3 protein-coding genes are annotated in these 1,525 nt (G+C 68.9%); all 3 read left to right on the top strand.

All coding sequences use genetic code 11. The features are described from left to right. Positions 1-485: 50S ribosomal protein L21 (rplU, locus tag ACE3TU_RS22265; RefSeq protein WP_374628035.1), on the top strand; the 485-nt coding region annotated here is incomplete at its 5' end. A 12-nt stretch (positions 486-497) separates the two neighbouring features. Continuing rightward, positions 498-767, top strand: coding sequence for a 50S ribosomal protein L27 (gene rpmA, locus ACE3TU_RS22260; RefSeq protein WP_374628034.1), 270 nt, complete (start codon positions 498-500; stop codon positions 765-767). A gap of 150 nt (positions 768-917) precedes the next feature. Continuing rightward, positions 918-1,525: Type 1 glutamine amidotransferase-like domain-containing protein (locus ACE3TU_RS22255; RefSeq protein ID WP_374628033.1), on the top strand; the 608-nt coding region annotated here is incomplete at its 3' end.

Here is a 1,525-nt window from a genome sequence, read left to right as displayed (position 1 = left end):
CGTTCGACCAGGTGCTGATGGTCGGGGATGGCGACAATGTCACCGTCGGCGCCCCGCTGGTGGACGGCGCGCTCGTCGCCGGCCAGTTCATCTCGACCAAGAAGCAGCGCACCATCATCATCCTGAAGAAGGAGCGCCGCCAGCACTACGATCGCCGCAACGGGCATCGCCAGCAGCTGTCGAGCGTGCGCATCACCGAGATTCTCGTCGGCGGCGCCAAGCCGACGACGCAGGTCGACGAGGTGGCCAAGGCCCGCTATCGCAAGGCCGCTGCCGAGAGCGGCGCCGCGGCGAGCGTGACGGAAGCGGTTCCGGCCGCCCAGGCGGCCCCCGCCGTCGAGGCCCCTGCCGCAGCCAAGGCTCCGGCCCGCAAGGCGGCGCCGAAGAAGGCCGCGGCCGAGACCGCGGAGGCGGGCGACAAGCCGGCCAAGAAGCCCGCGGCAAAGAAGGCCGCGCCGAAGTCCGATACCTCGTCCGCCGAATAAGGAGCAGCAGCTATGGCACACAAGAAAGCAGGCGGTTCCTCCCGCAATGGCCGCGACACCGCCGGCCGACGCCTCGGCGTCAAGAAGTTCGGCGGCGAAGCCGTGATCCCGGGCAACATCATCATCCGCCAGCGCGGCACCAAGTGGCATCCGGGCACCGGCGTCGGCATGGGTATCGACCATACCATCTACGCCGTCGTCGAAGGCCAGGTGACCTTCAAAACCCGCGCCAATGCGAAAGTCTACGTGTCGGTACTCCCGGCAGCCCAAGCAGCAGAATAACCCGGTGAGGCCTTGCAACCCCTGCCGGAGACCAGCTCCCCGGCAAGGCGACGAGGCACACTAGCCGACAGTCGACCGAGCAGTCGAAAAGACCAGGGGGAGCCGGAATCCGGTTTCCCCTTTGTCTTTTTCGTCGTGAGGGCGGCTGAAATGAGACTGTATCTGAGTTCCTACCGCATCGGCGAACGCGCCGGTTCGCTCCTGGCGCTGCTGGGCGGCGGCACGCGCGCCGCCATCATCGAGAATGCACGCGACATCCTGCCGCCCGGACCGCGCGCGGCGCTCCGTCACGAGGTTGACGAACCGGCGGCGGAACTGGCCGCGCTCGGCATCGGCGCGGAACGGCTCGACCTCAGGGTCTATTTCGGCCGGCCCGAGGCGCTGGCGACGGACCTCGAGCGCTTCGATCTCGTCTGGGTCACCGGCGGCAACAGTTTCGTCCTGCGTCGCGCCATGAAGCAGTCGGGCTTCGACGAGGCGATCCTGGCGCTGCTGGAGCGCGACGCAATCGTCTATGGCGGTGCGGGTGCCGGCGCCATGGTGGCGGCGCCCAGTCTGGTCGGCATGCACCTGATGGACGATCCCGACGCCGCCCCACTCGGCTACGACGCGGAGACCCCCTGGGACGGGCTGGGGCTGATCGACCATGCCATCGTGCCGCACTATCGCTCGCCGCACCCCGAAAGCGCGGCTGCCGAACGCGCCGTGCGACACCTGTCCGCCCGCGGCCTGCGCTACCGGGCGCTGCACGACGGCGA

Source organism: Devosia sp., from assembly GCF_041917035.1.
In the GTDB taxonomy this organism is placed as follows: Bacteria; Pseudomonadota; Alphaproteobacteria; order Rhizobiales; family Devosiaceae; genus Devosia_A.
This window is presented reverse-complemented; position numbering and strand designations above follow the sequence as displayed.